Raw genomic sequence first — 26,212 nt, 5'->3', positions numbered from 1 at the left:
CGCCCGGGCGCCTCGGGAAACCACGCTACCCGCCCGAACCCAGGAGTGCGCATGTGACGGGCGATGACATCTTCGAAGTCGCGCGCATCGTGCCGAGCAGCGCCGACACCGTCTATGGGCTGGTCGCCCTTCTGCATCCAGACGTCACGCCGGACGCCTGGGCCGTTTTCGTTCGCGATCACTCGCAGGACGGCTCCCGGCCGCGCGGCGTCTTCGCCCTGCGGGATGCCCGCGGCGTGCCGCACGCCGTGTTCGGCTTCCGCGTCGGCAGCACCATCGAGGGCGGCACGACGCTGGAGATCTCCGAGATCGCCATGCTGCGCCTGCCTGGGACCCATCTGGTCGACGCGCTGCTGCGCTTCGCCAACCAGCTCGCCGGGCAGCTCGACCTGCCGCGGATCGCGCTCTCGCTGGAGCGTTCGGCCGCCTGGCCGCAGGACCATGACGCGCTCAGGCGCGGCGGATTTCAGGTCGACCGCGTGATGATGCGCGGCCGCGCCAGGCTCGATCCGGCGGCGTGATCGCCTGCGGGCGGCCCCTCAGAGCCGCCATCGATTCGTCGCCCACCATGCCAGCGCCGCGATGGCGAGCATGCCGAGCGTGACAAGAAGCACCTCGCCTATCGGGCCTGCTCCTTTCGTGCAGCCATGAAAGTCACGAACCACGCGCCATCGGCCGGGCCTGCCGGCGCGCCGGCAGGCTCCGCCGGGACCCGGCAAAGCAACTCGATCTCGTCGATCGAAAGATCGAAGAACGGCAGCAGCATCGGATTGCCCACGATCGAGCGGTCGCTCTCGGCTGCGGCCTCGCCGTCCATGAACCCGTCCCCCTGAGCGTCGCACCCGACCCGCTCCTCCGGAGAGCCTGCCGAGGCAACAGCAATTATCTGCGACCCGCCACACCCGACTGGGGGTGAGCGGATCTTTATTGTTCCTCATGGTACCGATTTCGGCGAATTCGCATAGAGCCTTCGGCGCCCGGGCCTCTTGAATCGTGGCGATTCCGGCGCCAGATCGCCGGGACGCCGGAGTCGCGGCGCGCCGCAGTCCCGGACCCCGCCCATGCCCGCCCCCCTCCAGCTCGGCCTCGACACCTTCGGCGACGTCACCGCCGGCCCAGACGGCGTTCTGCTCCCGCATGCGCAGGTGATCCGCGACCTCGTCGAGCAGGCCGTGCTCGCCGACGGGCTCGGCATCGACTTCTTCGGCATCGGCGAGCATCATCGCGACGACTTCGCCGTTTCCTCGCCCGAGACCGTGCTCGCCGGCATCGCGACGCGCACCAGCCGCATCCGTCTCGGCTCGGCCGTCACGGTGCTGAGCTCGGACGACCCGATTCGCGTCTTCCAGCGCTTCTCGACGGTCGACGCGCTCTCGAGCGGCCGCGCCGAGGTCATCCTCGGGCGCGGCTCCTTCACCGAGTCCTTTCCGCTGTTCGGTTTTGACCTGCGTCAATACGAGACGCTGTTCGAGGAGAAGCTCGATCTCTTCGTCGAGCTGATCCGCAAGAAGCGCGTCACCTGGAAAGGTCGCCTGCGCCCGCCGCTCGAGGACCAGCCGGTATTTCCACCGCTGGAAGCCGGCGAACTGACGACCTGGATCGGCGTCGGCGGCAGCCCCGAATCGGTGGTCCGGGCGGCGCGCTACGATCTGCCGCTGATGCTCGCCATCATCGGCGGCCCGGCCCAGCGCTTCGCGCCCTATGCCCAGCTCTACCGCGACGCCATGGGCCGGCTCGGCCAGGCCGAGCGGCCGATCGGCGTGCATTCGCCGGGCTATGTCGCAGCGAGCGACGCGCTGGCGGCCGAGGAGTTCTTCCCGGCCTACAAGGCGATGCGCGACCGCATCGGCGCCGAGCGCGGCTGGGGCCCGATGACGCGCGAGGAATTCGAGCGCGAGGTCGCGGGCGGGTCGCTCTATCTCGGCTCGCCGCAGACCGTCGCCCGCAAGATCGCCGCGACCGTGAAGACCCTCGGCCTGTCGCGCTTCCAGCTCAAGATCAGCGCCGGCCCCCTGCCGCAGGACAGGCTGCTGCGCTGCATCGCGCTCTATGGCCGCGAGGTCGTGCCGATGGTGCGCGAGCTGGTCGGCGAGGCGCCGGCCCTCGCCTGAGATCGATCGGATCCGGCCTAGCCTTTCCGCAGCAAGGTATCGCGCAGGCTCGTCACCGCCCCGGTCAGGGCCTGCGCCTCGGCGGCGGTCATCCCGGTCGCATCGAGCACGCAGGGCGGCACCGTCTCCGCCTTCGCCCGCAAAGCCTTGCCGGCCGCGGTCAACCGCAGCCGCACCTGACGCTCGTCGGCCTTGTCCCGCACGCGCGCGACGAGCTCCATCCCCTCGAGCCGCTTCAGCAGCGGCGTCAGCGTGTTCGATTCGAGGAAGAGCTGCTCGCCGAGCTCGCCGACCGTCCGGTCGTCCTTCTCCCAGAGCGCGACCATGGCGAGATATTGCGGATAGGTCAGGCCGAGCGCATCGAGCAGCGGCTTGTACAGCCGGTTGAAGGCGTGCCCGGCGGTATAGACCGCGAAGCAGAGAAAATCGTCGAGCTTGAGGGTTGCGCCCGCTGCGGCTTTGCCGGTGGTCATGAAGCATCTCCTTCGCCATCGAGATAAATCGCGCACGATCTGATCGCAAGGGATTGACATGATGTCCGGGCAGCCGTATCTATCGTGCACGATCTAATCGTCAGCGATAAAATTCTGACGTGATCTGCCCGGAGCCCCGGGTTCCCCGAGACAAGGAGTTCGATCATGAGCGCCAATGCCAAGCCGGCCGTCAGCGGCAGCTATGTCACCACCCGCGACGGCGTCAGCCTCTACTTCAAGGACTGGGGCCCGAAGGATGGCCCCGTCGTCACCTTGAGCCATGGCTGGCCGCTCTCCTCCGACAGCTGGGAGAACCAGGCCTTCTTCCTCGCCAATAACGGCTTCCGGGTCGTCTCCCATGACCGCCGCGGCCATGGCCGCTCCAGCCAGCCCTGGGACGGCAACGACATGGATCATTATGCCGACGACCTCGCGGACGTGATCGAGGCGCTCGGCCTCAGCGCGATTTCGGCCTTCGGCTTCTCGACCGGCGGCGGCGAGGTGGCGCGCTATGTCGGCCGCCACGGCACCGGGCGCGTCGCCAGGCTCGGCCTGATCTCGGCCGTGCCGCCGCTGATGTTGAAGACGCCGGCCAATCCCGGCGGCCTGCCGATCGAGGTCTTCGACGGCCTGCGCACCGGCTCGATCGCCGACCGCGCTCAGCTCTATCGCGACATCGCCTCGGGCCCGTTCTTCGGCTACAACCGGCCCGGCGCGAAGCCGAGCCAGGGCATCATCGACGCCTGGTATGCGCAGGGCATGCAGGGCGGCTTCAAGAACACCTATGATTCGATCGCGGCGTTCTCCGCCACCGACTTCACGCAGGACCTGAAGAAGTTCGACCGGCCGACGCTGATCCTCCATGGCGACGACGACCAGATCGTGCCGATCGACGCCGCCGCCCGTGCCGCGAAGACGCTCGTTCCACACGCCGAGCTCAAGGTCTACGAAGGCGCTCCCCACGGCCTCGCCGACACCCACAAGGAGCGGCTCAACCAGGACATGCTCGCCTTCCTGAAGAGCTGAGCCTGCGGGACGCGAAAAAGGCCGGCGGCCCCACGGCCGCCGGCCCTCTGGATCTTGGCACCGCGGGCGCGGCCGGTAGCCTCACACGGCGCCGTGCGCCTCGACATGGAGCGCGTAGAGCGAGTGCGAGCTCGCCATGTAGAGCCGGTTGCCCTTCGGCCCGCCGAAGCAGAGATTGGCGCAACGCTCCGGCAGGCGGATGAAGGCGAGCGGCTTGCCGGCCGGGCTGAACACCATGACGCCGTCGAGATCCTCCGGCTTGCCGCGGAGACCATAGACCTTGCGCCCGCCGACATCGGCGGGCTCGGCATTGAGCGCGCCATTGCTGCCGTAGCCACACCAGAGATTGCCGTCGCGATCGACGCGGAAGCCGTCGAGCGCGCCGAAATCGGCGGCGTCGACCAGCTTGGCCTTGTTCGAGACCTTGCCGTCGGCCTCGACGTCGTAGCTCCAGATGCTGCGGTTCGGCGTGCCGCGCCATTCGACGACGTAGAGCTTCTTCTCGTCGGGCGAGAAGGCGAGCCCGTTGGGGTTGACCAGATCGGTGATCACGGCGGTGAGCCTGCCGTCCGGCGCCAGCCGGTAGACATTCGTCGTCGCCTGCTCGGGCTTGGCGCGGGCGCCCTCCCATTCGCCGTTGATGCCGAAGAGCGGATCGGTGAACCAGATCGTCTCGTCCGATTTGACGACGACGTCGTTGGGCGCGTTCAGCCGCTTGCCCTCGAACCTGTCGGCCAGCACCGTGATCTTGCCGTTCTTCTCGGTGCGGGTGATGCGCCGCGTCACCGAATGCTCGCAGGTGATCAGCCTGCCCTGCCGGTCGCGGGCATTGCCGTTGGCGTAGTTGGCGTTCTCGCGGAAGACGGTGAAGCTGTTCTTCACCTCGTCATACTTCATGATCCGATTGTTCGGGATGTCGCTGACGAGGAGATAGCGCCCGTCCGGGAAATAGACCGGTCCTTCAGCCCAGCGCATGCCGGTGCCGACCTGCTCGACTGTGCTCGAATAAATCCGGTACCTGGCGAAGCCCGGATCGAGGATCTCGACTGCCGGATCGGGGTAGCGCTGGTTCGGCCTGAACGGAAAGGATTGCGCCAGCGCGGGGCCGGCGGTCAGGCCGGCCGCCGCAGCGAGCCCGCCCTTGAGCAGATGACGGCGAGACATGTCGATCATGGCATTTCCCCCTGCGCTCTTGTTGTCATGGCTATCCGTTCGGGCGACGCGTTGACGACGCCCGGTCTTCACCGCTCGGCGGCGGGTCTCATCCCGCCGCTTCGGCGGCGGGCGCGGTCTCAGGTCACTTCCAGTCCGGCCGCCATTTCGCGAATTCGGCCTTGGTCTCGGCATTGGCCGGGTAGAGGCCGAAGATGCCGCGCCCTTCGCGGACCTTCGCCTCGACGAAGTCCTCATAGGCCGTCTGCTCATAGGCCTCGGCCGCGACCTCGTCGGCGAGATGGGCCGGGAGCACGCAGACGCCCTCGCCGTCGCCGACGACGATGTCGCCGGGATAGACCGCCACGTCGCCGCAGCCGATCGGCGCGTTGATGTCGAGCGCGTGGTGATGGATCAGGTTCGTCGGCGCGCTCGGCCGGCTGTGATAGGCGGGAAAGCCGAGCGCCGCGATGTCGGGGCTGTCGCGGAAGCCGCCATCGGTGACGATGCCGGCCACGCCGCGCTGCAGCAGCCGCGTCACCAGGATGCAGCCGGCGGAGGCGGCGCGCGCGTCCTTGCGGCTGTCGATCACCATGACGTGGCCGGGCGGGCAGGTCTCGACCGCGACGCGCTGCGGATGCTGCGTGCCCTCGAACGCCGAGAGCTGGTCGAGGTCCTCGCGCGCCGGGATGTAGCGCAGGGTGAAGGCCTCGCCGACCATGCGCGGCGCGTTCGGCGACAGCGGCCGCACATCCTGGATAAACTGGTTGCGCAGGCCGCGCTTGAACAGCGCCGTGGTCAACGTCGCGGTCGAGACGCGCTTCAGCTTCTCGCGGTTCTCGGGGGTGAGGGTTGTACCGGTCATGTCGAAACCATCCTCTCGCGGCCGATAATTGGCGCGTCGTTCCAGAACCCGTCATCCCGGGCTTGACCCGGGATCCATCGTAGAGCTCGGCACCTTACGATGGATCCCGGAGCTCCGCTTCGCTGCGTCCGGGATGACGGCGTGCTTGTCACACAGCTCGGCAAATCACTCGATCTTCACATTCGCCTTCTGCGCGACCTCCGCCCAGCGCCTGGTCTCGCTCGCGATATGGGCGGCGAACTCGGCCTGGCTCGAGCCGACCGGGTCGACGCCGAGCTTCTTGAGCTGCTCGATCACCGCCGGCTCGCGCATGATCGCCTGCGTCTCGCTCGACAATTTGGCGACGATCTCGGGCGGCACCTTCGACGGGGCGAAGAAGCCGTGCCAGGAGCTGGCGTCGTAGCCGGGGATGAACTCCGCCAGCGCCGGGAGCTCGGGCGCGACGGGCAGGCGCTTCGGCGTCGCGGTCGCGAGCGCGCGGATCTTGCCGGCCTGCACATGCGGCCAGGCGATGGTGATGTTGTCGAAGGTGAGCTGGATCTGGCCGGAGAGCAGGTCCTGCGTCACCTGCCCGCTCGACCGGTAGGGCACATGCGCCATGTCGGTGCCGGTCGAGACCTTGAACAGCTCGGCGGCCATATGGGTCGAGGTGCCGGCGCCGGACGAGCCGAAGGAATACTTGCCCGGATTCTTCTTCAGGAGCTCGATCAGCTCCGGCACGGTCCTGGCGGGCAGGTCGACATTGACCATCAGCAGGTTGGGCACGCTCGCCACCTGCGAGATCGGCGCGAAATCCTTGACGTGATCGAAGGGCAGCTTCGGGTAGACGCCCGGATTGATCGCGTGGGTCGAGACCGTGCCCATTGTCAGCATGTAGCCGTCCGGCTCGGCCTTCGCGACGGCCGCGACCCCGGTGTTGCCGCCGGCGCCGGGCCGGTTCTCGACGATGAACTTGCCGCCGAGGCGCGCGCCCAGGCGATCGGCCAGGATGCGGCCGAGCAGGTCGGTCGTTCCGCCCGCCGCGAACGGCACGACGATGGTGACGACCCGGCTTCCCGGATAGCCGCTCTGAGCCAGGGCCGGCGCTGCCAGCATCGTGCCGGCTGCGGCGAGCAGGCCGCGGCGTGTGATCGACGTCATTCCAATCCTCCCTCTTCACGAAGCCCTGCGGCCCCGCCGTTCCGGCGTCGTGCGGCCGTATGGGCACTGCATAGCACGCAATTCCAGGTTTGAAATCTGAAATTTCAGACTTGATGTCCCTTGCGCTTTGTGATGTCTGGTGAGGCAATGGCGAAGGCCGGCGCCCGGAGCGAATCGTGCGGCGGCGCGCGCCAGAGGAATCCGGATGTCAAACGCGCTCGCGATCGAACCCGTCTCGCCGCATCTGCTGCGCTCCCTGCGCGAGCATGTGCATGAGCGCCTGCGCCGGGCGATCGTCGCCGGCCGCTTCCGCAACGGCGAGCGCCTGAACGAGCGCCAGCTCGCCGACATGCTGGGCGTCTCGACGACCCCGGTGAAGGACGCGATCCGCATGCTCGAGAGCGAAGGTCTGGTCCGGACCGAGGCGCGCCGCGGCGTCTTCGTCGAATTCTCCGCCCGCCAGGCGCTGGAGATGGCGCTCGGCCGCGCCGCGCTCGAAAGCGTCATGACCCATATCGCCGCCAACCGGATCGGCGAGGCCGAGATCGCCGAGATGGCGCGCCTGATCGATGAGATGGCGCACGCCACCCGGCACGGCGACCTCGAGGACCTCGTCAACCTGAACGAGGCCTATCACGGCATGATCCACCGGATTTCGGGCTGCCTCTATCTCGAGCGCCGGCTCGACGGCCAGCGCATGTACGACCATGCCCAGCGCATCGCCCTGCTGGCCGAGCCCGGCGAGCGCGGCAGGGGCTTCGAGGAGCATCGCGGCATCTTCGAGGCGCTGCGCGCGCACGAGCCGGCGCGGGCCGAGCAGCGCATGCGCAGCCATATCGTGCGCTCCGCCAAGAGCCATGTGCGCCAGGTCTTCGGCGCCGATGCGGAAGGATTGGATTACGATGAGTGACAGGGTTCGCGCCGCGCTGCGCGGCATCTCGGGCGTGCACGTCACCGCCTGGAAGGACGATGGCGAGGCCGATTGGGCGCTGACCGGCGCGATCGTCGCGCGCATCGCTGCAGCCGGCATCCACAACATCGTCTCGGCCGGCAATACCGGCGAGTTCTACCCGATGACCACCGAGGAGGTGGTGCGCAGCCATGCCGTGGCGGCGGAGGCGGCCGCCGGCAAGGCGCTGGTCACCGCCGGCATCGGCCGTTCGCTGCGCGAGGCGGTGGCGACCGGCAGGCTCGCCGCCACGGCCGGCTGCGACGCGGTGATGGTCCACCACCCGCTCGACCCCTTCGCCGCCCCGCAGAGCCAGGCCGACTACATCCTCGCCATCGCCGAGGCGCTGACGATCCCGCTCGTCGCCTATATCCGCTCGGATGCGATCGGCGTGAAGGATCTCGCCCGCGTCGCCACCCATCCCAATGTCGCCGGCGTCAAATTCGCTTCCCCAAACATGATGCTGCTCGCCGAATGCGTCCGCGCCACGCAAGGCTCCAGCGCCAACTGGATCTGCGGCCTCGCCGAGGGCTGGGCCGCGCCCTTCCACGCGCTCGGCGCCCGTGGTTTCACCTCCGGTCTGGTCAATGTCGCCCCCGAGCGCTCGCTGGCGATCTGGCGGGCGCTGGAGGCCAGTGACTACGACCGCGCCCGCCACCTCGTCGACGAGATCGCCGGCTTCGAGGCGCTGCGGACGAAATACGGCAACGGCGCCAACGTCACCGTGGTGAAGGAAGCGCTCGGCCTCACCGGCACCCATGTCGGCCCGGTGCGCCTGCCCGGCCTGCCGGAGCTGAACGAGAGCGAGCGCGCCGAACTGCGCAGGATCGTCTCCGGCTGGGGCAGCCGGCGCGCGGCGGCGGAGTAGGCTCGCCGTCTTTCCGGGACTGCGCGTAGCGAAGAGCCCGGAACCCATGAACACTGGCGGCGCGGAATCTCCGCCGCCATCGCCGCGCCCGTCCTCATGGCTCCGTGTTCATGGGTTCCGGGCTCGGCCCTGCGGGCCGCGCCGGAATGACGGAGAGGTTCGCGCACCAACACCACAAAGCACTGAGGAAACCCCATGTCCCATCCCCGCAAGACGCCCGACACGCTGCGCTCGAAGCGCTGGTTCGGCGCCAGCGACCTGCGCTCCTTCGGCCATCGCTCGCGGGCGCTGCAGATGGGACTCAACCATGAGGAGTTCATGGGCAAGCCGGTGATCGGCATCCTCAACACCTGGTCCGAGATCAACCCCTGCCACACCCATCTGCGCGACCGCGCCGAGGCGGTGAAGCGCGCCGTCTGGGCCGCCGGCGGCTTCCCGGTCGAGATCCCGGTGATGTCGGCCTCCGAGCAGTACCAGAAGCCGACGACCATGCTCTATCGCAACTTCCTGGCGATGGAGGCAGAGGAATCGATCAGGTCCCATCCGCTGGACGGCGCCGTACTGCTCGGCGGTTGCGACAAGTCGACGCCGGCCCTGATCATGGGCGCCTGCAGCGCCGGCCTGCCCTTCATCTTCGTGCCGGCCGGGCCGATGCTGCGCGGAAACTGGGCCGGCAAGGTGCTCGGCTCCGGAGCGGATGTCTGGAAATACTGGGCCGAGAAGGAGGCCGGCAACATCTCGGACGCGCAGTGGCGCGACATGGAGAGCGGCATCGCGCGCTCGCACGGCACCTGCATGGTGATGGGCACGGCCGCGACCATGATGAGCCATGCCGAGGTGCTCGGCCTCACCTTGCCCGGCGCCTCCGCCATCCCTGCCGCCGACGCCGCCCATCCGCGCATGGCCGCGGCCGCCGGCAAGCGCATCGTCGAGATGGTCTGGGAAGACCTGACGCCCGACCGCATCCTGACCCGCGAGAGCTTCGAGAACGCGCTGACCGTTCACATGGCGGTCGCGGGCTCGACCAATGCGATCATCCATCTGATCGCCATGGCCGGCCGCGCCGGCGTGCCTCTGACGCCCGATGATTTCGACGCCTTCTCGCGCAAGGTCCCGGTGATCGCCAACCTGCGCCCCTCCGGCGACTTCCTGATGGAGGACTTCTTCTATGCCGGCGGGCTGCCGGCCCTGCTGAAGCAATTGGAGAGCAAGCTCCACACCGGCGCCATGACGGTCACCGGCAAGCCGATCTCCGAGACCATCGCGCTCGCCCAGGTCTATGACGACAACGTCATCCGCCCGCTCGACCGGCCGGTCTCGACCGCCAACGGCCTCGCCGTGCTCAGGGGCAACCTCGCCCCCGGCGGCTGCGTCATCAAGCCCTCGGCCGCCGAGGAGCGTTTGCTCAGGCATTCCGGCCCGGCCCTGGTGTTCGAGGACTACGATGCGATGATGAAGGCGGTGAACGACGAAAATCTCGACGTCACCGCCGACCATGTCATGGTGCTGAAGAATTGCGGCCCGGTCGGCGGCCCCGGCATGCCGGAATGGGGCATGCTGCCGATCCCGAAGAAGCTGCTGAAGCAGGGCGTGCGCGACATGCTCAGGCTCTCCGACGCCCGCATGTCCGGCACCAGCTATGGCGCCTGCGTCCTCCACATCGCGCCGGAAGCCTACATCAAGGGCCCGCTCGCGGCGGTCAGGACCGGCGACATCATCACAGTCGATGTCGAGGCGCGCAGCATCTCGGTGAACCTGAGCGACGCCGAGATCGCCGAGCGCCTGAAGAGCTGGTCGCCGCCCGACCGCGACTATCCGCGCGGCTGGGGCAAGATGTCAGCGGCTCATATCCAGCAGGCCGACAAGGGCTGCGATTTCGACTACCTCGCCGGCACGGCGAAAGTGGCGGAGCCGGAGATTCACTGAGCGTCCGCCACGCCCCAGCCGCGGGCCGGCGGGCCGGATTGACCTAACGGAACGACGCCGGAACCTGGCCCACAACGAGATCAGCCGGCGTTTTTGTCTCCGCCCGGGCTCCCTCCCCGGGCGAAGCTCCACCGTCGAATGCATGCGATTTCTGTTGCGGATCGCTCCGGCCGAACCCGCCGCGCATGTTGACGCGGTTCGGCAAGTCTGGAAGAAGCACGCCCGAGAAAACGGGGCCGCTGGCCTATTTGCCGTCATTTCCGGAGTGCACTGTGACTTCGCCAGCCGCGCAGCGATTTATTGAACGCGTCAACGACCGCTCCATCGTGGTCGGCATCGTCGGCCTCGGCTATGTCGGCATCCCGCTGGCGCTCGCGGCACTGCGCCAGGGCATCAAGGTCATCGGTTTCGACATCGACCAGAAGCGGGTCGACGACCTCAATGCCGGCCGCAGCGCGATCAAGCACATCCCGATGGACCTGATCATCGAGGGCGCCAAGACCGGCAAGTTCATCGCGACCACCGATTTCGACCGCATGGCCGAGCCCGACGCGCTGCTGATCGCTGTGCCGACGCCGCTGACCAAATATCGCGAGCCCGACCTCTCCTATGTCGTGAAGACCACCGAGGCGATCGGCCAGCGCCTGCGCCGCGACCAGCTCGTCGTGCTGGAATCGACGACCTATCCCGGCACCACCGACGAGGTCATGCGGCCGATCCTGGAGAAGGCCACCGGCCTGAAGAGCGGCGAGGAGTTCTTCCTCGCCTTCTCGCCGGAGCGCGAGGATCCGGGCAACCCGGACTTCGGCACTTCGACCATCCCCAAGGTCGTCGGCGGCGACGGGGCGGAGGCGCTCGCCATGGCGCTCGCCCTCTACGGTACGCTGGTCGTCAAGGCGGTGCCGGTCTCCTCCACCGCGACGGCGGAGGCGGTCAAGCTGACCGAGAACATCTTCCGCGCCGTCAACATCGCCCTCGTCAACGAGCTCAAGACCGTCTACGCGGCGATGGGCATCGACGTCTGGGAGGTCATCGACGCTGCCAAGACCAAGCCTTTCGGCTTCATGCCCTTCTATCCGGGCCCGGGGCTCGGCGGCCACTGCATCCCGATCGATCCGTTCTACCTGACCTGGAAGGCACGCGAATACGACATCGCTACCCGCTTCATCGAGCTGGCCGGCGAGATCAACTCGCGCATGCCCTATCGCGTCGTCAACCAGCTCGCCGAGATCCTCGACGCCAAGGGCCACAAGAACCTCAGCGACGCGAAGGTGCTGGTCCTCGGCATCGCCTACAAGAAGAACATCGACGACATGCGCGAGAGCCCCTCGCTCAAGCTGATCGAGCTGATCGAGAAGCGCGGCGCCCATGTCGAGTTCCACGATCCCTTCATCCCGGTGATCCCGCCGACCCGCGAGCACGCCGAGCTCACCGGCCGCAAGAGCGTGCCGGTCGATGCGGCCTCGCTCGCCGGCTTCGATGCGGTGCTGATCGCCACCGACCATGACGACGTCGACTATCGGGCGCTCGTCGCCGGCTCCCGGCTGGTCGTCGACACCCGCAACGCCTGCGCCCGCGCCGGCATCAAGGCGGACAACGTCTTCAAGGCCTGATAGAACGGCGCCGGCGGGGCCCGCCCGGCCGGCGCGACTGACGAGATCGAGACGGACAATCATGACGAGCTTCGCGCTGATCGGCGCCGCCGGTTACATCGCTCCCCGCCACATGACGGCGATCAAGGCCAATGGCGGCGATCTCAAGGTGGCCTACGATCCCAACGATTCCGTCGGCATCATCGACAGCCACTTCCCGCAGGCGCATTTCTTCACCGAGTTCGAGCGCTTCGACCGGCACGTCGACAAGCTGCGGCGCCGCGGCGAACAGATCGACTATGTCAGCATCTGCTCGCCGAACTACTTGCACGACGCCCATATCCGCTTCGGCCTGCGCGCCGGCGCCGACGTCATCTGCGAGAAGCCGCTCGTCCTCAACCCCTGGAACATCGACGGCCTCGCCGAGATCGAGCAGCAGACCGGCCGCAAGGTCAACACGATCCTGCAGCTGCGGCTGCACCCGGCGATCCAGGCGCTCAAGGAGCGCATCGCCACCTCGAACGAGCGCCACGCGGTCGACCTGACCTACATCACCTCGCGCGGCCGCTGGTACCACGCCTCCTGGAAGGGCGACGAGGCCAAGTCGGGCGGCGTCGCGACCAATATCGGCGTCCATTTCTTCGACATGCTCGCCTATGTCTTCGGCCCGCTGCAGTCGCAGACCGCCAGCCTGCGCCAGCCCGAGCGCGCCGGCGGCATGCTCTCCTACGAGAAGGCCGATGTGCGCTGGTTCCTCTCGGTCGACGCCAACGACCTGCCGGACGCCGTCAAGGGCAAGAAGACCACCTACCGCTCGATCACCCTCGACGGCGAGGAGGTCGAGTTCTCGGAAGGCTTCACCGACCTGCACACCCGCAGCTACGAGGAGATCCTCGCCGGCCGCGGCTACGGGCTCGAGGACGTCCGCTTCTGCGTCGAGGTGGTCTCCCAGTTCCGGACGCTCCCGGTCGTCGCCGATGGCGAGCGCCACCCCTTCGTCGACAAGTATCTGAAGGGCTGACGGGCGATGGCCGCGCCGGAGATGCGTGAGGATCCGCGCTTTCCCGGCGTCGCGATCCATGAGAGCGCCTATGTCGACGACGGCGTCGCGATCGGCGCCGGCAGCAAGATCTGGCACTTCGTACACGTCCTCGGCCAGACCGTGATCGGCAAGGACTGCGTCCTCGGCCAGAACGTCATGGTCGGCCCGCGCGTCAGCATGGGCGACGGCTGCAAGGTCCAGAACAATGTCGCGCTCTATGACGGCGTCGTGCTCGAGGACGGCGTCTTCTGCGGCCCGTCCTGCGTCTTCACCAACGTCAACAACCCGCGCGCCTTCCTCAACCGCAAGGCTGAGTTCCGCAAGACGCTGGTGAAGACCGGCGCCAGCATCGGCGCCAACGCGACCATTGTCTGCGGCCACACGCTCGGCGCCTATTGCTTCATCGCCGCCGGCGCCGTGGTGGCGAAGGACGTGCCGGACTTCGCCCTGATGGCCGGTGTTCCGGCCCGCCGCATCGGCTGGATGAGCCATAACGGCGCCAGGCTCGGCCCCGATCTCACCTGCCCCGAAACCGGCCGGCGCTATCGCGAGACCGGGCCCGATACCCTGGAGGAGATCGTCTGATGAGCGAGCGTCCCGCGATCGAGTTCATCGACCTCAAGGCCCAGCGCCAGCGCATCGGCAAGGCGATGGACGAGGCCATCCTGAAGGTCGTCCATGACGGCAACTACATCCTCGGCGAGCAGGTCGGCCAGTTCGAGGCCGGCCTCGCCGCCTTCTGCGGTTCGAAGCACGCGATCGGCGTCGCCAACGGCACCGACGCGCTGATCCTGGTGCTCGAGGCGCTCGGCATCGGCCCGGGCGACGCCGTGCTCTGCCCGAGCTTCACCTTCGCCGCCACGGCCGAGGTCGTCGCCTGGATGGGCGCGACCCCGGTCTTCGCCGAGATCGACGAGGCGACCTACAACATCGATCCGAAGGGCCTTGCCGCCGCGCTGGAAACGGCGAGGAAGCACGAGCTCCGGCCGCGCGCCCTGATCACGGTCGACCTCTTCGGCCAGGCCTGCGATTACGATCCGATCGAGGCCTTCTGCCGCGAGAACGATCTCGTGCTGATCGCCGATTCGGCGCAGGGCTACGGCGCGCGCTACAAGGGCCGCGTCGCGGGCAGCATCGGCGCTTTCGCCACGACGAGCTTCTTCCCGGCCAAGCCGCTCGGCTGCTATGGCGACGGCGGCGCGATCCTGACCGACAGCGACGAGCACGCCGACCTGCTGCGCTCGCTGCGCTTCCACGGCAAGGGCTCCTACAAATACGACAATGTCCGCGTCGGCGTGAACTCGCGGCTCGACACCATCCAGGCCGCGGTGCTGATCGAGAAGCTCAAGGTCTATGCGCAGGAGATCGAGCAGCGGCAGGTCGTCGCCGCGCGCTACACCGCGGCGCTGAAGGACCTCGTCACGACGCCCTACGTGATGCCTGACTGCGTCTCGACCTGGGCCCAGTACACGATCCGCGTCGATGCCGGCCGCCGCGACGCCTTCCAGGCGGCGCTGAAGGCCAAGGGCGTGCCGACCACGGTCTACTATCCCAAGCCGCTGCACCAGCAGACCGCCTACCGGCACTTCCCGGTCGCCGGCAACGGCCTGCCCATCTCCGAGCGCGTCGCGCAGGAGGTCGTCGCGCTGCCGATGCATCCCTATCTCGACGAGGCGACGCAGGACTACATCATCGAGGCGGTGCGCGAGGCTCTGGCTGCGCCGGCGGCCGCCGTGGCATGAGCCGGCCGCTGCGGCTGGCCTATCTCTCGCTGGAGACGCCTCGGCCGGGGCAGGCGTCGCAGACCCATATCGACGAGATCATCGCCAGCCTGAGGCAGTCCGGCTGGGATGTCGAGCTCTTCGCCACCAGCCGCGGCGGCGCCAGCGCGCGGACCTCCTTCCTGCACCGCCTGCTCGACTATGGCCGGGTCCAGCTCGCCCTCGCCCGCCGGCTCGGCGCCTTCGACGCGGTCTTCGTCCGCTCCCATGTCATGGCGCTGCCGCTCGCGCTGTGGGCACGCCGGCGCGGGATCCCCGTGGTGCACGAGATCAACGGCAAGCCGGCCGATATCGGCGTGACCTATCCGGCGCTGAAGCCGCTCGCGCCACTCTTCGCCTGGCTCTACCGGACCCAGTACCGCATGGCCGCCCATCTGATCGCCGTCACCGAGGGGCTGGCGCAATGGGCCCGCGCCTTCGCCGGCCATGGGCGCGTGAGCGTCGTCTCCAACGGCGCCAATACCGACCTGTTCACGCCCGGCGGGCCTCGCGCCGACATCGCCGGCCGCTATGTCGTCTTCGTCGGCGGCCTCGTCGCCTGGCATGGCGTCGGCACCATGCTCGCGGCCCTGCACGAGCCGGCCTGGCCGGCGGATGTCAGGCTCGTCATCGTCGGCGATGGCATCGAGCGCGGCAGGGTCGAGGCCGCGAAAGCCGATTCCCGCCTGCTCTGGCTCGGCCGGCAGCCCTATGAGGCGGTGCCCGCCCTGCTGCGCGGCGCGCTCGCGGCCCTCTGCGTGATCGAGGACCAGGACGGCCGCTCCGCCTCGGGCGTAGCCCCCCTCAAGCTGTTCGAGGCGATGGCCTGCGGCGTCCCGGTGATCGCGAGCGAACTGCCCTTCCAGGCGCAGATCGTCCGTCAGGCCGGCGCCGGCCTCGTCGTGCCCCCGGCCAGCCCCTCCGCCATCGCCGCCGCCGTCAGGACGCTCGGCGAGGCCCCCGACGAGGCCGCCGCCCTCGGCCGCAACGGTGCCGACTACGTCGTGCGCGAGGCGAGCTGGCGCCAGCGCGGCCGCGAGATCGACCGGATCCTCGCATCCGTCGCGGCCGGGGGGAGCCGCTGATGCGCATCGCCCTCCTCTGCATCTCGCCCCTGCAGCACGATTCGCGCGTCCTGCGTCATGCCGCCCTGCTCGCCCATGCCGGCCACGACGTCCGCATCTTCGCGCAGGCGCCCCTGCCGGCCGCCCCGCCCACGCCCGTGACCGTCCTGCCCGGCCCGGGCAGCGACACGCGCGTGCGGCTCGGCATGGTGCTGCGGCAGGCCCCGGCCTCCCTGCTGCCGATCAGTGCGGACCTGCTCTATTGGGGCTCCGCGACCAGGCTCGCCGCGCGGCGCGATCTGCTTCGCTTCGCTCCCGACCTGGTCATCGCCAATGACTGGCGCGCCTTGCCGATCGCCGATGCGGCCCGGCGCGGCTGCAACGCCCGCATCATCTACGACAGCCATGAGTTCGCCTCGGAGGAGTTCGCCGACAGCTGGCGCTGGCGCCTCCTCGCCCGGCGGCACGTGGTCCGGATCGAGGAGCGCTACATCCGCGAGGCGGATGCCGTGGTCACGGTGAGCGACGGCATCGCCGACGCGCTCGCCGCCCGCTACGGCCTGGCGCGGCCGACGGTGATCTCCAATACGCCGGCCTGGCAGGAGACCGCCTTCCGCCCGACGGGCGATCCGATCACCGTGCTCTACCATGGCGCCATCGTCCCGCGGCGCGGCCTCGAGATTCTCATCGAAAGCGTCGCCTATTGGCCGGAGGCCTACCGCCTGCTGATCCGCGGCCCGGCCCAGGGCGGCTACGACCAGCACCTGCGCGCGCTCGCCGGCGGCCTGGGCGCCCGTATCGCCTTCGAGCCGGCCGTTCCGCCCGACCGGGTCGTTCCGGCCGCGGCGCAGGCCGATATCGGTATCTTCCTCTTGTCGAACAGCACGACGCATGCGCGCTTCGCCATGCCCAACAAGATCTTCGAGTACATCCAGGCCGGGCTGATGGTGATCAGCAGCGACCTGCCCGAGATTCGCCGGGTGGTCGAGGCGGCGGGCTGCGGCCTCCTGCTGGACGAGGACACGCCGCGGACCATCGCCGCCCGCCTCGCCGGCCTCGACCGGGCCCGCATCGACGCCTGCAAGCGCGCGGCGCTGCTGCGCGCCCGCGACCTGAACTTCGAGGCGGAGGGCGGCAAGCTGCTGACCCTGGTGGCGAAGCTGGCGCGCGCCGGCACGGCATAGCGCCCGGCGCCTCCTTCCGGAAACGGCTCTACCGCGCCGCGGGCTGCTGCGCCTCTCCGGCCGCGGGCACCGCCTGCGCGATCGCCGCATAGAGGCGATCGGCCTCGGCCTCCCAGTTGAGCAGCTTGGCGGCGGCGAGCGCATGCGCCTTGCAGGCGTCGATGGCCGGCCGGTCGAAGCCGTTGACCGCGGCCGCGATCGCCTGCGGCGTGACCTCGGGGATCAGCCGGCCGAGATCGTGCTGCCGCAGCAGCGCCGTCATCTCGGGCAGATCCGAGACGCAGAGCGCGAGACCGGCCATGGTGTATTCGAAGAACTTGTTCGGCAGGACATGGACATTCTGCTGCGAGTGGCCGGGCAGCGCGAACAGGCCGATGTCGAAGCGCGCCGCCTCCTTGACCAGTTCGACCATCGGAACCGGCGGCGCGAGCACGACCCGGCCGCCGAGCCCGGCCGCCTCGATCCGCTTGCGCAGCCCGGCGAGATAATCCTCCGGGCCCGGGCCACGGATGGTGAGGCGGAATTCGGGCCGCCACAGCGCGACGCTGTCGATGCAGGTCTCGAGCCCGCGGCCCTCGTAGACGATGCCGTGATAGAGCACCTCGATCGTCTCGCCGCAGGGGCGGAAGGCATGGGCCTGGTACCGCGGCATGTTGCGGATCAGCATGGGCTTCTCCGGCAACCGGTAGAGTTCGTGCAGACGATCGGCGATGCCTTGCGAGACGCAGCTCGTCGCGACGGCGCCGGCGATGCCCATCCGCTCGACCGCAGCGATGACCGGCCTGTGGATCAGCCGCCAGCGCCAGCTCTGCGCGTATTCGTCGACGGCCAGCTCATGCGTGTCATAGGCGTAGGGAACGCCCTGCTCGGCGGCGAGCTTCCGGACGATGGGCAGAGCGCTCCAGTCATTGGCGAGCCAGATATCCGCCTTCTGGCCGCTCGCGAGCTGGTAGATCAGCGGATAGCGGTCGTTGATGCGCCAATAGCTCGCCGTCGCGCGCTCCTCACGAAGATAGACGCTGGCGACATCCGCGATCCGCAATGCCGATCTCGCGGGCGAACGCAATTTGCGCCTCAGCGGCTCCGGCAAGGTTCGCCACACATCCAATGCCCTGTCGAGCAGGGATTTCGGCGCCGTCGGAGGCTGCGGCGCGATCGAGCCGACGGCCTGATCGCGCGTTTCGGGCGCGGCCCCGACCGCTGCCGCCGCGGTCTCCTCGTCGGTCGCCGGAACCTCCAGGCAGAGCCATGCCGGCGATTCCGAACGGGCCCCGGAAAGCCCGACCGCGACGACGTCCCAGCCGTGTTCCCAGAACAGGTCGCCCTGCCGCCGCACGCGCGGATCGTCCGCGATCGCCGAGAACGAGATCAGTCCGATGCGCAGCGGACGTTCAGCACCCACCTTGATACTCATTGGGCTGGCCCCTGATATGGCTGCGGCGGGTTGGGAGCGGGACGGGTCGATGCGAGGCTGCACGGCATGCAAAGGACGCTCGCTCTTTGGAGCGCGGCGTCCGGACCATTCTCGGGCAAATGAAACACCCCTCCCCGCTTCGATCGCGAGCCGCGCTATAGCACGCCGCCACGGCGCCGCTGCACTGCGCGCAAGAAGCGTCTGGTCACCTTGGCCAGCGAGGACGAGCGATCATCGGAACCGAGCAGGGCCTGGGCGCGGTCCAGGAGCGTGACCTGAAGCCGCTCGGGCAGAGCGCGCCAGAGAGCCCGGAGAACAAGGAAGGCGGGGCCGCGCTTCCGGCTCCCCTCATGGCCCCGCAGGTCGATCGTGTTCCCGGGCTCCTTGTCCTTGCCGCCCGCGGCTGCGGCAAGCGCCTGGCCGATCCGCGCGACTTGATCGCGGTCGGGCTGCTGCGCAAGCACGACATCGCTGAGCAACATCCCGTCAGGCCCTGGCCGCAAGAGCAGGTCGGCGGCCTCGTCATCATAGATCGCCGCCACCGGCGTGCTGAGAAGGGTCGCCCTGCGCCGCCCCATCGCCCGTTGCGACAGATAGTCGTCGACCCCCTCCACGAAGCCACGAAGCGAATATCTGCCGGTCGCGATGACGTCCTCATAGGCCCGCGCCGTCATGGCTTCGAGAAAATCGACATCCTCCAGCCGCGAAAGAACCTCGTCGATATTGGAATAGTCCTTCGCCAACGGAATGTAATGGTCGTCGGCCCGCACCACGCCGGAGTACTCGCCGTCGAACAGGACCAGCGCGGTACGCAGGCGAATCGCCTCGAAAATCTTCGGGGAAACCTGGTTCATCGTCACCAGGCCCTCATGCTCCTTCAGGTAGCGCTCAGCGAAGGCTTCGTATGCCAGGCCCTTGTTTTCATGGGCGAGCTTTGCGAGCCTACCATCGATATCGAACACATTGCTGCCGCTCTCCGTGCCGAGCGTCGCGCGCGCCGAGCCGATGAAGCGATACCAGTCGCTCCCGTAGATGCGCTTGCCTTCGTCGACCTCGATATCGACGGCCACCCCCCGCGCCTGCGCGAGCCGCTTCACATCGACGCCGATGCTGTATTTCTCGCGGGCGAGCGCCCCGTAGTGATGCGAGAGCGAACGGCCGCGATAGGCGATACGCAGCCTGCGCTCCGACATCGGCATCGCAAACGCATCGATGGACGGGTCTTCGGGAACATAGCCCGTGAGCGTCGGAATGAAGTCGACCTTGGGGAAACGGGCGCGCGGATAGACGAAATCGAGCCCCTGCCGCGGGACTGTCGTGTAGAGCGCATCGATGCCGAGCCGCTCCATCCAGCGCCGCGTCGTTTCGACGTTGTCGTATTCGTCCTGGACGAAGAGAAGTTTCGGCCCCCGATAGGCCGCAACAGCCGCCGCGATCCCCGACGAGAGGTGGCTCCTGACGGAAACCCTGACCGAATAGTGGACGATCAGCGCATCATAGCAGGACAGGTCCAGCGCGGCATCCCCGCTGTCCGCCAGGCCGACGAACTCCGTTGCGGGCAGAAAGAAGAAGCGATGCCGCGAATGCTTGCGGAAGCCCTCGAGATGCTCGGCGACCGTACTGACGTGAGCGGAACGATCATCGTAGAGCATCAGCACGTTCAGCGCCGGACGCAGCTGAACGCGGCGCGCGATGACCTGATCGAGATGGGACAGCAGGTCATCGAAACGAATATCGTAGGAACTGCGCGATGCAGCCTCGAGCCGGCTTGCGATCATCGCGGCATCCTCGCGCGAAGATTCCAGCCGCCGGATCGCTTCGGCAAACCCGTCCGCGTCCGTCGCGGCCGCGAACAGGTCGGGACGGTCCGCCAGGGCATCGATCGGCGTCGTGACGACGGGCAGGCCACAGGCGAGATATTCATAGGCCTTCAGCGGCAGCGACCTGCGCATCAGGCCGCTGTCCTTGAACGGAATCAGCCCGACGCGGGATTGGCGCGCGAGCTCGGCGATGCCGGCGCTGTCGAGCAGGCCATGATATTTCACATTGGGCTGGCGCTGGAGCCGGACCCAGCCGTCGCCACCATCGGCGGCTTTTCCACAGAACCAGAATTGCCAGTCCGGCAGCAGCTCCGTGAGCCTGATCAGCAGCGGAAAATCCAGCCGGCCGTTGATGCCGCCCTGGAACAGGGCGACCTTGCCGGCGGCGGGACGCCTATAGTCGCTCGCGCCCGTCTGCTGCCAGAAAGCGAAATCGCAGCCGTTCGGAAGGACGACGACCGGCTTGCCGGCCGGCACCGCGAGGCGATGGCTCTCGGCCACCCCTTCCGAAACCGCGACGACCAGGTCGGCTCGCCTGATCGCCGCCGAAGCCAGCCCCGAAAGATCGTTCGCCGTTATGCTGACGCTGTCGGCCTTGGCGAGGTAGTCCTCGGTCGCGTGATACACCACGGCGGCCGGATGCAGCCGGGCGACCGCTCCCGCGATGAAGAGATTGTAGAGCCAGACCAGCGGCCGGGAGACGCCGCGCTCGCGCAGCGCCGCGGCGAGGCGCGCGGCTTGAGCCGGGCTGTAGATCGGCCCGATCCGGACGATCGTGATGTCGTGCCCTGCGACCGGCTCGAAGGTAATGGCGTCGCCGTGACCGTTCGTCTGGACGAAGAAGGTCGGCCAGCGACGGGCAAAGCGCACAGCATAGTGATGGCGGTTGCTTCGCGGCTCGGTATGCCAATCCGACCAGGTCAGCATGACGACGGAGTCGAAGCGTTCTGCTGCTAGGCCTGACATGAGATCCAAGGTGCTGGGTTCGAGGCCACAACCAGAGCCGGCGCCGCTGCCGGCCTGTTACACGATGGTGCCGGACCTGTCGATGCGCGGACACTCGGCTGCCGCGACCTCGCGGCTGGCCGTCGAGCGAGTCCGGGCTGGATTGCGCGCTACGTCAGCGGAGCGCGAAGGCCGGAAACCGGCCGTTTGGCATTGCCGCCCGCTCCGATCGTCAGGGTCGCGGCGTGCCGCGCGCCGCCTCGACCTCCTGGGGAAAGCACTGCTTGAAGACGTCCTGATAGCTCAACCCGCGCATCGCTTCGATCCATTGCCCGGACGTCGCAAGCCCGGGATGGCGCGCCATGTACTCGAACATCGCGTCGTTGATTGCCTTGCTATGGTGCTGGTAGTCATAATAGTTATCGAGATTATCGGTGATGTCGCGCCACTGTTCGAAATCATAATAATGTATATTAGCGTTCTCGCGCGCGAGTTGTTCAAGTCTTTCCTTGAAGCGCTGCCGGGCCTCGAGCGCTCCCGGCGCCTTGGCCGCCAGGTAGAACGCTTCGGCCCGCGAATAGGGCGGATTATAGAGATAGAACTGCGTCTGCGGGTTGGCGCGGATCAGCGGCAGCAGATTCTGCTCGAAATTCGCATTCAGCACGGCGCCGTTCTGCGCGACGGCTTCCGGCGTCGGCGGCGTCACCGGCACGCGCGCATCGCGCGGCACGAACTTCGAAACCTGCGTCTCGACCGCGCTGCAGGTATATTTGAACTGGGCGAAATACTCGACCCAGTTGCCGACATTGTCGAGGTCGATGCCGGGCACCTGATTATAGCGATGGTTGTAGAGCGACGTCCACGACATCGCCGTGATGTCGCGGCTGAGCAGATACGAGCGCAGCACGCCGAGCGGATCGGGCTTGTAGAGGTATTCCGGGAAGAAATAGAGCTGGTTGCGGTCGTTGACCGGATAGACCCACATATGCGGGTCGATGCCCCAGATCACGGTCCTGAGCGGCGTCTCGCTGTGCTTGAGGGCGGCGTCCAGCACCATGGCCTGCTCGCTGGGGCGGCCGCCGTTCATGGTCAGCTTGAGGAACTGGCCGCCGAAGGCCCGGTTGACCAGGCTCGGACGGATCGTCATCGCCGTCGAGGTGCCGATGATCACGCCGTCATAGGGCTGGTGCCGGATCAGCGCCGGATAGAGGAACCGTTCCTGGGTGTAGATGCCCGGCTTGTAGAAGCGCGCCGGGCGGAAATACTGGACGGGATCGACCACATAGTTGAAGCCCGCGATGGCCAGGGCCGGCAGGCAGGTCAGCAGCAGGACAATCGCGAGGTAGCGTCGCATCCGCCGCTCCTCAGAACTGGAAATACAGGAATTCGCGGATGGTCTGGGTCGACCAGATGCTGGTCAGCACCACGGCCGCGCCGAGCCCGCCGACGTAGAGCGCGAATGTTCCTTGCGGCCGCCAGCGCCACCAGCCGGGCTGGGTCCCCTGTCCGCGGAACTCCCATCCTGGACGGAACGAGGCCATGAACTCCTGCGTGTTGGGCATCGACAGCGCGATCGCCAGCAGCAGCGCGCAGAGGAGCCATGCCTTGGACGGCGCCAGCGCCGGCGCGGCGACAGCCAGCCATGGGTTCGCCATCGCACCCAGGACGGCATGCGCGGCCCCGATCGACGGTGCCCTGAAATAGACCCAGGCGAGGACGACCGCGATGAAGGTCAGGAGCCAGCAGGCCGCAGCCCAGAGCGGCCCTTTCGGCTCGATCCGCCATCGCGCGCAGACCGCGCGCCAGCCATGGTTCACGATCAGGTAGGCGCCATGCAGCGCTCCCCAGACGACGAAGGTCCAGCCCGCTCCGTGCCAGATGCCGCCGAGCAGCATGGTGAGGAACAGGTTGAGGTAGCGTCGCCGCTCGCCGCGCCGGCTGCCACCAAGCGAGATGTAGAGGTAGTCGCGCAGGAAGGTCGACAGGGTGATGTGCCAGCGCCGCCAGAAATCGATGATGCTGAACGCCTTGTAGGGCGAGTTGAAGTTGATCGGCAGCTGGATGCCGAACAGGCGCGACAGCCCGATCGCCATGTCCGAATAGCCGGAGAAGTCGAAATAGAGCTGCAGCGTGTATGACAGCGCCCCGATCCACCCCTCCTGGAAGCTCAGCGGCTTGCCGGCGGCTGCGGCCTCGAACACCGCGGTGGCGTAGGGAGCGACCTCATCGGCCAGCACCAGCTTCTTGAACAGGCCGATGAGGAAGATCGTCAGTCCGACGACGATGTTCTCCAGGGTCGGCGAATAGGTCTCCGCCCGGCCGAACTGCGGCATCATCTGCTTGTGATGCAGGATCGGCCCTGCGATCAGATGCGGGAAATAGGTGACGAACAGCGCGTAATGGATGGGGTTGAGCTCGCGCGCCTCTCCCCGCTTGGCATCGACCAGGAAGGCGATCTGCGTGAAGGTGAAGAACGAGATTCCGAGCGGCAGGACGATCTGGTCGATGGTCCAGTCCAGCCCCGTCATCGCAGCGACGTTGGCGACGATGAAGTTCGTGTACTTGTAGTAGCCGAGCAGCAGCAGGTTGGCGCTGACGCCCAGCGCCAGGACCATCCCCTTCCGCCGCTTGTCCGACGATGTCTGAAGGAAATACCCCAGGCTGTAGTTCATGCTGATCGAGATCAGCAGCAGGACGACGTATTTCGCGTCCCAGTATCCGTAGAAGAACAGCGAGCCGAGCGTGAGCCAGGCCGCCGCCAGAGGGCGGCTGAAGCTACCGATCAGGAAGAACCCGGCCAGGACGATCGGCAAGTACAGGAAAATGAACTGCGCCGAGGTGAACAACATACGGAAATTCGGCTCCTGCTACGGCGCACGCCGCGGCTGCCTTAGCCAAGCGTCATCGGGATTGCAAGCAAGCCAAGGTTCGGTCGCCGGCCCTGCGCAGGGCCGGCAACCGGGCGATGCCGGCATCGCGGCCGTCAGAGGGTGACCGCGAAAGTGCGCCCCCAGAGCCCCATATTGACCAGGCGCCAGATGGTGAAATCGACCGGACGCACACCAGCCAGCATCTCGCTGGCGAATTGGCGCGTCCGGGGCACGTCGAGCAGATCGCCGAACTGTGCGATCGTCTCCTCGAGGCCGGCGAGCATGCCCTCCTTGAGCGGGCCCCGGTACCAGGCCTGTTCCGGGGCCTGGAAGCCGATCTTGTCACGGCGGCGCGCGATCTCGGGCGGCAGGACGCCCTCGAGGCCGCGGCGCATCACCCGTTTCGTCTCGCCGCCGACCACCTTGTGACGATCGCCCAGGCCGATGCAGAAATCGACCAGGGGATGGTCCAGGAAGGGCACGCGTGCCTCGATCGCATGTGCCATCGAGTTGCGGTCCTCCCAGTGCAGCAGCATCGGGAGGTTCGAATGGAGGCTTGCGGCGCAGAGCCGGCCGAGCGACGTCACGGGCTCCATGCCGTCGCGTGCGACCATCGCATCGAACGGGCCCTTCTCCCGCAGATGCGACGGCCAGACCGGCGAGGCGATCCAATCGATGTTCGCCGGCGCCGACATGTTCCGGCTGCGGCGCAGCAGGTGGGCGAGCGGTCGCGGCCAATCGATCCAGCGAATCTGCTCGGCCAGTCCGGCGCCGTTGTGGAACTTCCGCTCCAGCAGGCCGCGCGCCAGTTCGAGATAGCGGCCCTGCGCCGCCAGCGCGCGGAAATGATAGAAGAAGGCGCTGCTGTAGCCGCCGAGGATTTCGTCGGCTCCCTGGCCGTCGAGCATCACCTTGATGCCTTGCGCGTGGGCCTCCTTGAAGACGCACCACTGCGCGAAGATGCTCGATGAGCCGTAGGGTTCGTCCTGATGCCAGGTGATCGTCTTGGCCGCGTCGAGGACATCGGCAAAATCCGGATAGGTCTTGTGGCCGATCGTCGCGGTGGCGCGATTGACGATGTCGATATAGCGGCTCTCGTCGACCTCGCTGCCCTCGAAGCAGGCGCTGACGGTATTGAGCCTGGCGCCGCTGCCAGCGAGCTCGCGGTCGATCTGCGCGACCACGGCTGAGGAATCGAGACCGCCGGAAAGACAGGATCCGATGGTCACGTCCGAGCGCAGATGCAGCTTGATCGAGGAGATGAACAGCTCGCGGAAGCGCTCCGCCGCCTCGGCCTCGGAGATGTCGATCGAACCGACCTCCGGCAGCCGGTACCAGCGCAGGAGCGGAAGCGGCTCGCCGGGACGCCAGCGGCGCAGGTCCAGCTTCACGCACTCGCCGGCACGGATATGCTCGACGCCCTGGAACATCGTGTCGCGGGCGTGATCGGTCAGGCCGGCATAGAGATAGTCGTAGGTCCGCTCGAGATTCACGCGCCGCACGACATGCGGCATTTCCAGCAGCTGCTTGATCTCGGAGCCGAAGCCGATGCCCTGCGCGGAATTATGGACATAGAGCGGTTTGATGCCGTAGCGATCCCGCGCCGCGAAGAGCACCTGGTCGCGCCGGTCGTAGATCGCGAAGGCGAACATCCCGCGAAAGCGCTGCAGGCAGTCCTCGCCCCAGTGGATGTAGGAGGCGAGCAGGACCTCGCTGTCCGAGTGCGACTGGAAGCGGACGCCCTTCGCCTCCAGCTCCTCCTTCAGCTCGACATAGTTGTAGATCTCGCCGTTGAAGACGAGGTGATAGCGCCCCGTGGCATCGGCCATGGGCTGCAGGCCCGCATCGCTGACATCGATGATCGCCAGCCGGCGATGGCCGAGCGCGACCGGTCCCGCCACGCTGTCATAGGTCTCCCAGCCGCGCCCGTCGGGGCCTCGATGGGCGACGATGTCGATGAAACGAGGATCGGGCGCGACGCCGACCGAAAACCAGATGCCACACATGCCAG

The 26,212-nt window shown here is 67.7% G+C and carries 22 protein-coding genes; 12 read left to right on the top strand and 10 right to left on the bottom strand.

What is annotated here, in order from left to right; translation table 11 throughout:
• The first annotated feature begins 53 nt into the window (after window positions 1–53).
• Entirely contained in the window at window positions 54–521 is a 468-nt protein-coding gene (locus tag CS1GBM4_RS07550) for a hypothetical protein (RefSeq protein WP_186418094.1), read from the top strand.
• Window positions 522–619: 98 nt separating this feature from the next.
• On the opposite strand, the gene CS1GBM4_RS07545 is transcribed toward CS1GBM4_RS07550, so the two are convergent.
• Window positions 620–817: a hypothetical protein gene (locus CS1GBM4_RS07545; RefSeq protein ID WP_186418093.1), complete on the bottom strand. Its 198-nt coding sequence runs from the start codon at window positions 815–817 to the stop codon at window positions 620–622.
• 244 nt (window positions 818–1,061) lie between these two features.
• On the opposite strand from CS1GBM4_RS07545, the gene CS1GBM4_RS07540 reads away from it, so the two are divergent.
• Window positions 1,062–2,111 carry an LLM class flavin-dependent oxidoreductase gene (locus CS1GBM4_RS07540; RefSeq protein WP_186418092.1) on the top strand — a complete coding sequence of 350 codons (1,050 nt, stop codon included), beginning with the start codon at window positions 1,062–1,064 and terminating at the stop codon, window positions 2,109–2,111.
• A 17-nt stretch (window positions 2,112–2,128) separates the two neighbouring features.
• Here CS1GBM4_RS07540 and CS1GBM4_RS07535 read toward each other — a convergent pair whose 3' ends face one another.
• Window positions 2,129–2,584 carry a MarR family transcriptional regulator gene (locus tag CS1GBM4_RS07535; protein ID WP_244607108.1) on the bottom strand — a complete coding sequence of 152 codons (456 nt, stop codon included), beginning with the start codon at window positions 2,582–2,584 and terminating at the stop codon, window positions 2,129–2,131.
• A 165-nt stretch (window positions 2,585–2,749) separates the two neighbouring features.
• Here CS1GBM4_RS07535 and CS1GBM4_RS07530 point away from each other — a divergent pair, with 165 nt between their 5' ends.
• Complete coding sequence (locus CS1GBM4_RS07530; protein ID WP_186418090.1) at window positions 2,750–3,610, top strand: alpha/beta hydrolase; 861 nt, start codon at window positions 2,750–2,752, stop codon at window positions 3,608–3,610.
• Window positions 3,611–3,691: 81 nt separating this feature from the next.
• Here the strand turns inward: CS1GBM4_RS07530 and CS1GBM4_RS07525 are convergent, their stop codons facing one another.
• The 3 genes from CS1GBM4_RS07525 to CS1GBM4_RS07515 all read right to left on the bottom strand — a co-directional run bounded on the left by CS1GBM4_RS07525 (window position 3,692) and on the right by CS1GBM4_RS07515 (window position 6,767).
• The gene (locus tag CS1GBM4_RS07525; protein ID WP_186418242.1) at window positions 3,692–4,780 is read right to left on the bottom strand and encodes an SMP-30/gluconolactonase/LRE family protein; all 1,089 of its coding nucleotides are present in this window, start codon (window positions 4,778–4,780) and stop codon (window positions 3,692–3,694) included.
• 127 nt (window positions 4,781–4,907) lie between these two features.
• Entirely contained in the window at window positions 4,908–5,627 is a 720-nt protein-coding gene (locus tag CS1GBM4_RS07520; protein ID WP_186418089.1) for a ribonuclease activity regulator RraA, read from the bottom strand.
• Window positions 5,628–5,792: 165 nt separating this feature from the next.
• Window positions 5,793–6,767, bottom strand: a complete 975-nt coding sequence (locus tag CS1GBM4_RS07515; RefSeq protein WP_186418088.1) for a tripartite tricarboxylate transporter substrate binding protein — start codon at window positions 6,765–6,767, stop codon at window positions 5,793–5,795.
• A gap of 205 nt (window positions 6,768–6,972) precedes the next feature.
• On the opposite strand from CS1GBM4_RS07515, the gene CS1GBM4_RS07510 reads away from it, so the two are divergent.
• The 9 genes from CS1GBM4_RS07510 (at window position 6,973) to CS1GBM4_RS07470 (ending at window position 17,152) form a co-directional block, all read left to right on the top strand.
• Complete coding sequence (locus CS1GBM4_RS07510) at window positions 6,973–7,677, top strand: GntR family transcriptional regulator (protein ID WP_244607107.1); 705 nt, start codon at window positions 6,973–6,975, stop codon at window positions 7,675–7,677.
• Window positions 7,670–8,584, top strand: a complete 915-nt coding sequence (locus tag CS1GBM4_RS07505) for a dihydrodipicolinate synthase family protein (RefSeq protein ID WP_186418087.1) — start codon at window positions 7,670–7,672, stop codon at window positions 8,582–8,584. Before CS1GBM4_RS07510 ends, CS1GBM4_RS07505 begins: the two co-directional genes overlap by 8 nt.
• 195 nt (window positions 8,585–8,779) lie before the next feature.
• Complete coding sequence (gene araD / locus CS1GBM4_RS07500) at window positions 8,780–10,510, top strand: L-arabinonate dehydratase (protein ID WP_186418086.1); 1,731 nt, start codon at window positions 8,780–8,782, stop codon at window positions 10,508–10,510.
• Window positions 10,511–10,782: 272 nt separating this feature from the next.
• A complete protein-coding gene (locus CS1GBM4_RS07495; RefSeq protein WP_280177686.1) occupies window positions 10,783–12,123 on the top strand; it encodes a nucleotide sugar dehydrogenase in 1,341 nt (446 codons plus the stop codon).
• A 61-nt stretch (window positions 12,124–12,184) separates the two neighbouring features.
• Complete coding sequence (locus CS1GBM4_RS07490) at window positions 12,185–13,123, top strand: Gfo/Idh/MocA family oxidoreductase (RefSeq protein ID WP_186418084.1); 939 nt, start codon at window positions 12,185–12,187, stop codon at window positions 13,121–13,123.
• A gap of 21 nt (window positions 13,124–13,144) precedes the next feature.
• A complete protein-coding gene (locus CS1GBM4_RS07485; RefSeq protein WP_186418083.1) occupies window positions 13,145–13,729 on the top strand; it encodes an acyltransferase in 585 nt (194 codons plus the stop codon).
• On the top strand, window positions 13,729–14,886 hold the full coding sequence (locus CS1GBM4_RS07480) for a DegT/DnrJ/EryC1/StrS family aminotransferase (RefSeq protein WP_186418082.1): 1,158 nt from the start codon (window positions 13,729–13,731) through the stop codon (window positions 14,884–14,886). Before CS1GBM4_RS07485 ends, CS1GBM4_RS07480 begins: the two co-directional genes overlap by 1 nt.
• A complete protein-coding gene (locus tag CS1GBM4_RS07475; protein WP_186418081.1) occupies window positions 14,883–15,989 on the top strand; it encodes a glycosyltransferase in 1,107 nt (368 codons plus the stop codon). The genes CS1GBM4_RS07480 and CS1GBM4_RS07475 overlap by 4 nt, the downstream gene beginning before the upstream one ends.
• Complete coding sequence (locus CS1GBM4_RS07470) at window positions 15,989–17,152, top strand: glycosyltransferase (RefSeq protein ID WP_186418080.1); 1,164 nt, start codon at window positions 15,989–15,991, stop codon at window positions 17,150–17,152. The genes CS1GBM4_RS07475 and CS1GBM4_RS07470 overlap by 1 nt, the downstream gene beginning before the upstream one ends.
• 28 nt (window positions 17,153–17,180) lie before the next feature.
• On the opposite strand, the gene CS1GBM4_RS07465 is transcribed toward CS1GBM4_RS07470, so the two are convergent.
• The 5 genes from CS1GBM4_RS07465 to asnB all read right to left on the bottom strand — a co-directional run bounded on the left by CS1GBM4_RS07465 (window position 17,181) and on the right by asnB (window position 26,207).
• Window positions 17,181–18,554: a glycosyltransferase gene (locus tag CS1GBM4_RS07465; protein WP_186418079.1), complete on the bottom strand. Its 1,374-nt coding sequence runs from the start codon at window positions 18,552–18,554 to the stop codon at window positions 17,181–17,183.
• A 167-nt stretch (window positions 18,555–18,721) separates the two neighbouring features.
• Window positions 18,722–21,313 carry a glycosyltransferase gene (locus CS1GBM4_RS07460; RefSeq protein ID WP_348522314.1) on the bottom strand — a complete coding sequence of 864 codons (2,592 nt, stop codon included), beginning with the start codon at window positions 21,311–21,313 and terminating at the stop codon, window positions 18,722–18,724.
• 250 nt (window positions 21,314–21,563) lie between these two features.
• Window positions 21,564–22,685 carry a hypothetical protein gene (locus tag CS1GBM4_RS07455; RefSeq protein WP_186418077.1) on the bottom strand — a complete coding sequence of 374 codons (1,122 nt, stop codon included), beginning with the start codon at window positions 22,683–22,685 and terminating at the stop codon, window positions 21,564–21,566.
• A 10-nt stretch (window positions 22,686–22,695) separates the two neighbouring features.
• Window positions 22,696–24,180, bottom strand: a complete 1,485-nt coding sequence (locus tag CS1GBM4_RS07450; RefSeq protein ID WP_186418076.1) for an MBOAT family O-acyltransferase — start codon at window positions 24,178–24,180, stop codon at window positions 22,696–22,698.
• A 134-nt stretch (window positions 24,181–24,314) separates the two neighbouring features.
• Window positions 24,315–26,207, bottom strand: coding sequence for an asparagine synthase (glutamine-hydrolyzing) (gene asnB, locus CS1GBM4_RS07445; protein ID WP_186418075.1), 1,893 nt, complete (start codon window positions 26,205–26,207; stop codon window positions 24,315–24,317).
• Window positions 26,208–26,212: the final 5 nt, after the last annotated feature.

The sequence above is a fragment of the Allobosea sp. CS1GBMeth4 genome (assembly GCF_900185715.1).
Taxonomy (GTDB): Bacteria; Pseudomonadota; Alphaproteobacteria; order Rhizobiales; family Beijerinckiaceae; genus Allobosea.
Note: the sequence above shows the minus strand (reverse complement) of the source record. Positions and strands in the feature narration are given on the sequence as shown.

Bases quoted from the DNA above. Each gene is read 5' to 3' on its own strand.
- CS1GBM4_RS07480 (WP_186418082.1), top strand. From the start codon at position 13,729: ATGAGCGAGCGTCCCGCGATCGAGTTCATCGACCTCAAGGCCCAGCGC.
- CS1GBM4_RS07490 (WP_186418084.1), top strand. From the start codon at position 12,185: ATGACGAGCTTCGCGCTGATCGGCGCCGCCGGTTACATCGCTCCCCGC.
- araD (WP_186418086.1), top strand. From the start codon at position 8,780: ATGTCCCATCCCCGCAAGACGCCCGACACGCTGCGCTCGAAGCGCTGG.
- CS1GBM4_RS07515 (WP_186418088.1), bottom strand. From the start codon at position 6,767: ATGACGTCGATCACACGCCGCGGCCTGCTCGCCGCAGCCGGCACGATG.
- CS1GBM4_RS07470 (WP_186418080.1), top strand. From the start codon at position 15,989: ATGCGCATCGCCCTCCTCTGCATCTCGCCCCTGCAGCACGATTCGCGC.
- CS1GBM4_RS07455 (WP_186418077.1), bottom strand. From the start codon at position 22,685: ATGCGACGCTACCTCGCGATTGTCCTGCTGCTGACCTGCCTGCCGGCC.
- CS1GBM4_RS07535 (WP_244607108.1), bottom strand. From the start codon at position 2,584: ATGACCACCGGCAAAGCCGCAGCGGGCGCAACCCTCAAGCTCGACGAT.
- CS1GBM4_RS07510 (WP_244607107.1), top strand. From the start codon at position 6,973: ATGTCAAACGCGCTCGCGATCGAACCCGTCTCGCCGCATCTGCTGCGC.
- CS1GBM4_RS07545 (WP_186418093.1), bottom strand. From the start codon at position 817: ATGGACGGCGAGGCCGCAGCCGAGAGCGACCGCTCGATCGTGGGCAAT.
- CS1GBM4_RS07485 (WP_186418083.1), top strand. From the start codon at position 13,145: ATGCGTGAGGATCCGCGCTTTCCCGGCGTCGCGATCCATGAGAGCGCC.
- CS1GBM4_RS07505 (WP_186418087.1), top strand. From the start codon at position 7,670: ATGAGTGACAGGGTTCGCGCCGCGCTGCGCGGCATCTCGGGCGTGCAC.
- CS1GBM4_RS07520 (WP_186418089.1), bottom strand. From the start codon at position 5,627: ATGACCGGTACAACCCTCACCCCCGAGAACCGCGAGAAGCTGAAGCGC.
- CS1GBM4_RS07460 (WP_348522314.1), bottom strand. From the start codon at position 21,313: ATGCTGACCTGGTCGGATTGGCATACCGAGCCGCGAAGCAACCGCCAT.
- CS1GBM4_RS07540 (WP_186418092.1), top strand. From the start codon at position 1,062: ATGCCCGCCCCCCTCCAGCTCGGCCTCGACACCTTCGGCGACGTCACC.
- CS1GBM4_RS07450 (WP_186418076.1), bottom strand. From the start codon at position 24,180: ATGTTGTTCACCTCGGCGCAGTTCATTTTCCTGTACTTGCCGATCGTC.
- CS1GBM4_RS07475 (WP_186418081.1), top strand. From the start codon at position 14,883: ATGAGCCGGCCGCTGCGGCTGGCCTATCTCTCGCTGGAGACGCCTCGG.
- asnB (WP_186418075.1), bottom strand. From the start codon at position 26,207: ATGTGTGGCATCTGGTTTTCGGTCGGCGTCGCGCCCGATCCTCGTTTC.
- CS1GBM4_RS07530 (WP_186418090.1), top strand. From the start codon at position 2,750: ATGAGCGCCAATGCCAAGCCGGCCGTCAGCGGCAGCTATGTCACCACC.